This is a genomic window from Mesorhizobium sp. P2_D6 (assembly GCF_056404315.1).
Genome location: NZ_JBFUEG010000085.1, coordinates 1 through 694, shown reverse-complemented (window position 1 = coordinate 694; position 694 = coordinate 1). Strand labels below are relative to the sequence as shown.

Here is a 694-nt window from a genome sequence, read left to right as displayed (position 1 = left end):
GCTGGGCGGCCATGTACTGACCGGTATCCCGACGGCGTTCGCCGACGGGACGACAGGCACGCTGACGGCAAGCTATGTCTACAATCCGGCGACCGGCCTCGGCACGATCAGCTACTCCTACACGCTCATCGACAACACGCTGACCGATCCGTCCAGCACCAGCTTCGCGGTCGTCGTCACCGACGCCGATGGCGACAGCGCACCGGCCGGCAGCCTCATCATCAACATCGTCGATGACGTGCCGACGGCGGTTGCCGATACGGACAGCATTGCAGCCGGCCAGTTTGGTCCCGCGACGGGCAATGTGCTGGTTGGCGGAACCGACGCCCTCGACGGCAACGCGACCGACGGGGTTGCCGACACCAGGGGCGCCGACGGCGCTGCCGTGGTCGGAGTCGCCGCCGGCAACACCAATGCCGACGTCGACAATGCCGCAACACTCGGCACCCCGATCCAGGGTCTCTACGGCAAGCTGACGCTGGCCGCCGACGGCACCTACACCTATACCCGCGATGCCGGCTCGGCCGGCGGCCATGACGACGTCTTCACCTACACCATCAAGGACGGCGACGGCGACACCTCGCACACCACGCTGACCATCTCGATCGGCAACTCGCCGCCGGTGATCACCGACCTGACGCCGGCCGCCAACGGCGGCGACGTCACCGTCAACGAGGATGACCTGCTGGCCAGC

Annotated in this window: 1 protein-coding gene; it reads left to right on the top strand. The window is 67.4% G+C overall.

What is annotated here, in order from left to right:
- Window positions 1-694, top strand: a 694-nt coding sequence (locus tag AC1D1L_RS33720; RefSeq protein ID WP_477345849.1) for an Ig-like domain-containing protein, incomplete at both ends; no start/stop codon positions are given.